The sequence below is a fragment of the Methanobrevibacter sp. genome, assembly GCF_045541095.1.
GTDB lineage: Archaea > Methanobacteriota > Methanobacteria > Methanobacteriales > Methanobacteriaceae > Methanocatella.
Window position 1 is genome coordinate 1 of sequence record NZ_JAZQIJ010000238.1, and the last position, 8742, is coordinate 8742.

Annotated in this window: 5 protein-coding genes; all 5 read right to left on the reverse strand. The window is 33.5% G+C overall.

Annotated features, from left to right (window positions below; translation table 11 throughout):
- Nucleotides 1-5454: right-handed parallel beta-helix repeat-containing protein (locus tag ACKI2P_RS10480; protein ID WP_407377399.1), on the reverse strand; the 5454-nt coding region annotated here is incomplete at its 3' end.
- A 156-nt stretch (nt 5455-5610) separates the two neighbouring features.
- A complete protein-coding gene (locus ACKI2P_RS10485) occupies nt 5611-5814 on the reverse strand; it encodes a hypothetical protein (RefSeq protein ID WP_407377401.1) in 204 nt (67 codons plus the stop codon).
- Nucleotide 5815: 1 nt separating this feature from the next.
- Nucleotides 5816-7018, reverse strand: a complete 1203-nt coding sequence (gene hmgA / locus ACKI2P_RS10490; protein WP_407377402.1) for a hydroxymethylglutaryl-CoA reductase (NADPH) — start codon at nt 7016-7018, stop codon at nt 5816-5818.
- Complete coding sequence (gene sucD / locus ACKI2P_RS10495) at nt 7018-7878, reverse strand: succinate--CoA ligase subunit alpha (RefSeq protein WP_407377403.1); 861 nt, start codon at nt 7876-7878, stop codon at nt 7018-7020. The genes hmgA and sucD overlap by 1 nt, the downstream gene beginning before the upstream one ends.
- An 11-nt stretch (nt 7879-7889) precedes the next feature.
- Nucleotides 7890-8615, reverse strand: a complete 726-nt coding sequence (locus tag ACKI2P_RS10500) for a hypothetical protein (protein ID WP_407377404.1) — start codon at nt 8613-8615, stop codon at nt 7890-7892.
- Between the last annotated feature and the right edge of the window lie 127 nt (nt 8616-8742).

Below are 8742 nucleotides of genomic sequence, written 5' to 3' on the forward strand. Positions count from 1 at the left end.
AACCTCAACATTATTCACAGCCTTATAAACCTCAAATGAAGCATTAGAAATAATAGTTGAATAATTACCATTACCTGAATAAGTCACATTAGCATAGTACTTACCAGCACCCAATAACAATGTAAATTTACCAACTTTACCTTCAACAGTAACATTCCCAATAGTACCATTAACATCAACAGTATAAACACCATCAACATCAGCATTAACATAAATCACAGACTTACTGCCATAAGTAACATTAGCAGTAATAACTCTTAGATTATTAATAGCTTTATAAACTTCAAATATCGCATTAGTGCTATTAATAGAATAATTACCATTATCGAAAGAAGTCACATTAGCATAATACTTACCAGCTCCTAAATACAATGTAAATTTATCAACATTACCATCAATAGTAACATTCCTAACAGTGCCATTAACATCAACAGTATAAACACCATCAACATCAGCATAAATAACAATCATAGACTCATTACCATAAACTACATTGTCAACACTAACAGTAACATTAGCATATGCCTTGATGATATTGAATTTACTAGAGTTAGAAGCATTGCTATGATACTTATCTTCATCAGAAGTTACAGTAATATTATATGTACCTACAGGTAACACAGGAATAGTCACATATTTGTTTGAAGAAACTTCACTAAATACTATATTACCATATACATCAAATACAGTAACATTGACTGTTTCGAAGTTTTCACCATCAAAAGTAACATCAAACTCATTATTATAATAAATATCAGAAATTGGATTAATGATAATTGACGGTTTTACCTTCAATATTTTAAATAATTTGGAATCCTGACTTCCCACATAATCAAAAGTATAATCATTATAGACGGTTATATTATAATAGTCTTCACTTGGATCTAAATCTACAATGACATAATCATCCGCAGTTGTTTGATTAATGTAAACTTGAGTTCCATCAATATTTGTTATAACAACCCTAGTAACAGTTTTATTGATAATATCAAATGATATATTACAATCTGAATAATAGAATTCTGTTCCGTTGTCAATATTGATATTTACAGAACTTAGAGGACGGATACTCTCAAATGTACCATTGCCTCCACTGATATAAGAGTAATAGTTATCATCTAAATGATAAGCTTTGAATGTGTAATTTCCATTTTCACCATTGATTAACTTATAATAAATCTTATTTTGTCCGTCAGTTACAAGTGTGACATTTTCAACTAAATTATCCTCACTATTATATATCTCAAGAGTGATTTTTTGTCCGCTGTAATCGTTTTCAACAGGATAAGCATCATCACTGTTTACAACTTCCCCATTCCAATAGACTACATTATGGAATTCTATTGATTTTGAATAAATTCCATTAATATAATTATTTTTACCTTCAAATTTCATGACTACATCATTATTTCCGGTACTTTCAACTTCCAATAATGAGGCTGGTTGTCCTCGATTATCCAACACGGTTACATTATTCAAAGTACAATTTCCGCCGGCACAATAAATAGCAGGTCCGACATCAGCTGAATTGAATCTGAAACTGGAATTGTCTACATTTAAATATTTATTAGAATCAGCAATATAAATCGCACCACCGTTCTTATCTGCAGAGTTATTAAAGAAATTGGAACCGTTTACAGTAATCTCATTTGCTCTTGCGTATATTGCTCCACCATCAGTTCCTTTGTTATTTGTAAAATTGGAATTTTCAATTTTGATAGTATCTGCCTTTAAGTTTAATGCAGCACTATTATTGATATATGAGTTATTTGTAAAGCTGCATTCACTAATCAAAATACTTTTTACAACTCCATTAAATGTATTTCCTCCTGCGGAAATCGCTTGAGTATTGTTTATGAAATCACTGTTGCAAATTGAAGCTGAGGTAAAATCATCTACTCTTATGGCAGTAGCAGTAATATTTATAAAATTAGTATTGTTTACTGCTAAATTAGTATTTATTTTGTACTGATGAATAACATTATCTGAACCTAAACTAATATTTGTGAAATTACAATCATTTATTTCACAATCTCCACCAATATACATAAGAGCGCTTTGACGTTCTCCACCAGTGAAAGAAATGTTGTTTAAAGTTATTCCATTTGCTTCATTAATATATATAAATCCTGTTTCGTTGAAATTGATTGAGTAACCATTTCCGTTAATTGTAATATTATTATAATTAATATACAAATACTCACTAGTTTCAAAACCTTCAGCATAGGTGTAATTTCTTGTCAAATTGACAACTCCATTTTCACCGGCAGCATTTATCAATAGTTGAAGCCTATCAAAATCAGCCATCCTTGTTACGTTACGTGTAACATTTGCTGATCTTGCATAGTACGCATCATCTTCATGGCAACATACAACATATTTTGTTTCATACGGCAAATTATAAATAGCGTAAATCAATTGACCGTTTTCATCTGTTTTCTCGACAGTTTGGAAAATCAGATTATCATTTTTATCATATGCATTGATTGTTATGTTTTGTCCAGGACTGGATCTGTTAGGAGATTTTTTATTAGTGTTTGTGATTGTACCGTCCCAATAGGTAACGTTTTCAAGTGACAAACGTCCTAATACAACAATTGCATTGATATAATCATTTTGTCCTTCAAAATTAACTGATATGGTATCTAAATCAACAACATCCATTTCAATTTTGCTGGATGGAGCTTGGTTGTTTAAAAATACTGAATTTTTAATGACCGGGTCTCCATAAACTTTAAATGCACTTGCACTTTCTTTTGCAGTATTGTTTAGGAACATACATCCGTCAATAGTGATTATTCCATATTCGATTGAGGTTAAAACAAGAACTCCACCGACAATAGCAGTGTTGTTGATAAAACTGGAATTAACCAGATTAAAGTTTTTCAAATCAATTCCGTATATGGCACCTGCATCATTAACCTCAGCAGTATTGTTAATGAAATTACAGTCCATTATTAATTCATAACTATTATTTCTCAAATAAATTGCACCACCATTGGAACCATTTACAAGATTATTTGTGAAGTTAGAATTTTTAATGATTATAATATTATTATCAGTAAACTCAAATGGACTGAAATAACTACCTTCCATAATGCTGTCGAAATTACAGTTAATGATTTGACATGAAGAGGCATTAATGCTTCTAAAGTAACCGGTATTTTCAAAATTACAGTCAGATATTAAAATATTTTTCCCTCTTAGGTGGAAATCCATACCGTTTTTAAAACTGCAGTTTAAAAAAGTTATGTTTGTCAGTTCATCGGCAAATGAAACTGACCTATTTGAAGCATCAATTGTATATCCGTTACCGTAAATTGTTAAGTTTTCAGAATAAACCCCAAGATAGCTAAGTGTATCATAACCAATGGAATAAGTGAAATTGCGTGTCAGATTGATTATTCCAGTATCTTTTGCTAAAACCAACAAAGCCTGAAGTTTATCGAAATCTGCAACAGTAATTTTGAAAGTTTTTGAAAGACCTAAGTAATAGTCATCTTCATCATGAGTTACTTTAAATGTATAGTTTCCTCCATCGAAATCAAAATAGTCATAAACTATTTTTCCGTCGTTATCTGTTGTGCGAATTTCTTTTTTAACTAACTTGTTGTTTGAATCATATACTTCAATTGTGAAGTTTATTCCAGCACCGCCCATAGTGTCCAATTCACTCATGGTAGTGACTGTGCCGTTCCAAAAGGTAATGTTGTGGCAGTCAATTGGGAACCATGAATAAACTGCATTAAATAAATAACGACTATTCAACAATTGAACATTGAATTTGTAACTTTCAGTGTTTAAATCAAATTCAGATAATTCCTGTTTATTTTTCAAGAAAGTAGTATTATAAATTTCATTGAAGTTATCTTCTGTATATACGGCAGGTCCCTGGTAGGCATAATTTCTGGTGAACTCACAAAATCCAATATCATTGTATTTTCCAATGTAAACGGCACCACCACGGTGTGCAGAGTTGTTGTTAAACTTAATATTATATATCAAACCTTCTGCAATAGAATAAATCGCACCTCCGTCATCTTCAGCAGTGTTGTTAATGAAATCTGCTTTTGATACTGTACAATGCTCATTGCAATACATTGCACCACCAGTACGGGCAGAATTGTTTAAGAATTGATTGTCAAATAGGAAACCGTAATTATTTGCATATAACGCTCCCCCGTCATTTTTTGCGTTATTGTTAATGAAACTGGAACCGAAAAATCTGCAACTGTCATTGCAGTATACTGCTCCACCATTATTCTGAGCTTTATTATTTAAAAATAGTGAATCTGAAAATGAGCTTGAATTAATACAGTATACTGCACCACCATTTTCCTCTGCAGTATTTTTAATGAAATTCAAAGTACCGTCAGTTACTCTGTATGATCCACCGCAATATAGCGCACCACCATTTTTTGCACTATTTTCAGTGAAATTACAGTCTGTAAGAATTTGATGTTCAATCATTACAGCTGTGTTTGAAACATCTGCATAAATAGCACCACCGTTGCCGTTTGCAGAATTGCGTTTGAATCTGTTGTTAGTAATGTTACCATTACTTAAAATCCATGTGATAGCACCACCGTCTTGAGGCGCAGCATTATTTTCAAAATCACAGTTATCTAAAATATTTTGGAGTGCAAAATCATAATATATAGCTCCTCCATTAAATCCGGCTGAATTACTATTGAATTTGGAATTTGTAACATTTACTTTTTGAGAATATCTTACACTCATGGAACCGGCGTTTTCTGCCTGATTTCTTGTGAAAGTACAGTTTGATATTGTAGAACCGATTACCTCATTTATGGCAATTGCACCACCCAATTTGCCTGCATAATTAGTTACAAAACTACAGTTTTCAACGTTGAGGTTTGGAGTATCAATATATATTGCTCCCCCTTCTGTTTTTGCACGGTTTAGTTCAAAACTACAGTTAATAGCAGAAGCCTTGTAAAGAGCACCACCTTTATCAGCAAGATTATTATAAAAAGTACAGTTTATTACAGTACATTTACCTGATATCGCACCACCATATTTAGTGGTTTCACCATTAACAAAATGAAGATCTTTTATAATAATATTAAGACTATCATCGGCAATTTCAAATATTCTTGCATGATAATAACCGTCTATTGTGTGTCCGTTACCGTTGATTGTTACATTACGTTTAATAGGAACACCACTAGCCATGTGAGAATCCCAAAAAGACTGATAAATATAATCAGTTGTCAAGTTGATTTCACTTGCTTGAGTGCCATGAATATCCTGGTATAAAGCTCCATAATTTTTAGAAGCCTGCAATACGGTATTGTTGTTCTCCTTAGCTATTACTTCCTGACTTGAATCCTCATTCAATGTGAGCGTGTCATTCATATCACTGGCAAATACTGTATTTACCGTTAAACACATTAGAATCAGGAGTATTAAAATTTTAATTTTATTATCCATAATCCACCCCATATTATTAATAATATATTCAGAAATTATGCCCAATTAAATGAAAAAATTTTTAAAATGTAAAAATTTTTCCTTAATATTAATAATATGAGATTTATTTAATTTAAATATTATGAAAATTGTTTAATATTAGTATAATATAGCTTACTAATCAAAAAAAGCCATGAATTCTTTTGATTCGGGAGTTTCACTAAATTCCTTAATGAAATCCCTCAAATCATTGATGAATTCTTCTTTGCGTTTGTCCAAATCTTCAATTTGTGAATAATCCTTTTTGACAGATATCGTCATTATCAAATCTTCTGTTTCAAGAGTAATTTCAGGATACAATTCCTCTAAAAGATTATCCATTTTATCCTCGTCCAAGTTCCTTGTGAGCTCTTGCAAGGTGTCCTGCAGCCAATGCTCCGACAAGTGACAATTCTCCGGCAAGAACTGTTGATGCAACGATTTCTGCAAATTCACGAGCATGGTTTGAACCTGCAACGCCTAAAATTTCCAACCCTTCGTGTGCAACTTCCAGGCTTGTTCCTCCACCAACAGTTGCTACAGGCAAGTCAGGAAGGTTAACTGAGAAATACAAATCTCCGTTTCTGTTTTCAGCAGTGGTTATTCCAAGGGATCCCTCAACGACGTGGGCAGCATCCTGACCTGTTGCCAAAAATATTGCTGCAACCATATTTGCATAATGAGCATTATATGCCATGGCTCCACTTGCTGCTGAACCTATCAGGTTTTTAGCAGTGTTTACTTCAACGATTGCATCCGCAGTGGTTTTGAGTTTCTTTTCTACTATTTCTTCAGGTATCAATATATCTGCAACTACACTTTTTCCTCTTCCTTCAACAATGTTAATAGCTGCAGGTTTTTTGTCCACACATACGTTTCCGCTCAGTGCAATGTGAACTGCAGTTGTTTCATCGGCAAGTTTTTCTAGAATTTTTTCAGAAGCTATTGTCACCATATTCATTCCCATACTGTCTCCTGTTGAGAAAACGAATCTTGGATAAACATAGCTTCCAACAATTAAGATAGGATCAATTTTAATAAGTTTACCGTGAGATGTTGTGCTTTCTGCAATCTCTTTGAGTTCATCGAAATTATCAACAAACCATTGTTTGATTTTTAAAGCATCGCTTACACCTTCGCATTTGATGGCTGGAGCTCTTGTCATGATATCTGAAACAACCCTTGCATTTACACCACCGGATGCTGTAATAGTGGAAGCTCCTCTGTTGATTGATGCAACAAGTGCTCCTTCTGATGTTGCAAGGGGAACAAATACTTCCCTTTGACAGTATTGACCATTGATTTTCATTGGTCCTGCAATACCCATCGGAAGCTGTAAAACACCAATTGAATTTTCTATGTTTCTTGCGGATGCCCTTTCCATATCCAAAGTGTAATTTGAGATATTGGACAGCTTTAAATCATATTTCTGCTCTAAAAATTCTCTTCTTATGTCAGTTGCCTCTTTGGCACTGACATGCTTGTCCACCTGGTAGAGTTTCATCTCACCGGACAATAGTTTATCAATAATTTCCTGATTTGACATTACATAACCTTTTTAAGTAAATCTACAATTTCAGACGGTTTGATTGCTACATCAACACCTGCTTCATTCAAAGCAGCAGTTTTACTTGCAACAGTACCGGAAGAACCTTGAATAATAGCTCCAGCGTGACCCATTCTTTTGCCAGGAGGTGCAGTTCTTCCTGCGATATATGATACGACAGGTTTATTCATTTCTTCTGCAATGAATTTTCCAGCCCTTTCCTCTGCAGTTCCTCCGATTTCACCAATCAGAACAACCGCATCAGTTTGATCATCTTTATCGAATCTTTTTAAGATATCAACATAATTATCTCCTGTAACAGGGTCTCCTCCAATACCTACAGCAGTACTTTGACCAATTCCTGCATTGGTAAGCTCACTTGCAATTTCATAGGTTAAGGTACCGCTTCTGGAAATTACACCGACATTACCTTCCTTAAAGATGTGAGTTGGCATGATACCTAATTTACCGACACCAGGTGAAATGATTCCAGGAGTATTCGGACCTATAATGGTTGTGCCCATCTGTTTTGCATATGCCATGATTTTCATACTGTCATGGACAGGAATATGTTCAGAAATGATTACAACCAAATCCAAATGTCTGATTGCTTCAAATGCAGCATCTTTTGCAAATCTTGCAGGTACAAAAATAATTGAAGCATTGACATCCACTTCTTCAACTGCTTCTTCCATTGAATTGAAAATCGGGACTCCCATAAAGTCCTGACCTCCTTTTCCAGGAGTTAAACCTGCAACGATATTAGTATTGTAATTTAACATTTGTTCAGTGTGGAATGAACCTTGTTTTCCGGTGATTCCTTGAACTAAACATTTTGTATCTTCATTTAACAAAATCATAATTTTATCTCCTATCTTAAAATTCTAGTTTTATTTTCAAACGGAACAGCCAAATCAATTACATTTCCATTCATAAATGCGGTTGCTGAAAATATTACGCTTCCAGGCAAAACATTACAAGTTGTTCCTCGTTTGACCAAATATGTATTTTTACATCCGAGTGCAGCCCCTATCATTGCTCCTGCCACTATGCCTACTGATTCGATATTTTCAATAACTGCCACAACAACAGGATCATCAGTTTCAGGTGAAACATATCCGACACCAGGAATTTCCCTTATTTTAGGTTCAATATAATCGGATACGTCAGTTACATTTTTCATCCCCTTGGCAGCATCTATTGCTGAGTTTGCAACATCTGCCACAAAAGGTTCTCCCCCATATGTATCAAAACCTAAAACTATGGCATCCGGAAATCTGTCTGGTCTTATGCTAGCCTGTGCATAAGAAATTCCTTCTCCAGCATCTTCAGGATTTTGAGAAATGCCTGACAAATCACCTAAATTTTCTGCACTTTCCTTTAAAACATCAACAATACCTTTATTAATAGGTTCAAGCAAGTCATCTTCAACAAATGCACTTATCACAACATCATCACCTGTGATGTTTGTGAGTGCCACATCTCTTGCACCTAATTCTTTGACTTTATAAAGGTTGTTTTCTATAGTTTCTACTAGCTTGGCACTGCAAGATACATCATTTTTGGATATATCCGCGCCGATAGCTGTAATTTTCAAATTAACACCTTGAATATTTAATTAATAAAATAAATAAAATAAAAATATTTTATTGGTATATATTATGTATTTTAATTTATATAAATATTAAGAAAATATTTAATTGATAATAACTATAAAGTATTAA

Excerpts from the sequence above, each read along its gene's own strand:
- ACKI2P_RS10485 (WP_407377401.1), bottom strand. The coding sequence starts at position 5,814 with ATGGATAATCTTTTAGAGGAATTGTATCCTGAAATTACTCTTGAAACA.
- hmgA (WP_407377402.1), bottom strand. The coding sequence starts at position 7,018 with ATGTCAAATCAGGAAATTATTGATAAACTATTGTCCGGTGAGATGAAA.
- sucD (WP_407377403.1), bottom strand. The coding sequence starts at position 7,878 with ATGATTTTGTTAAATGAAGATACAAAATGTTTAGTTCAAGGAATCACC.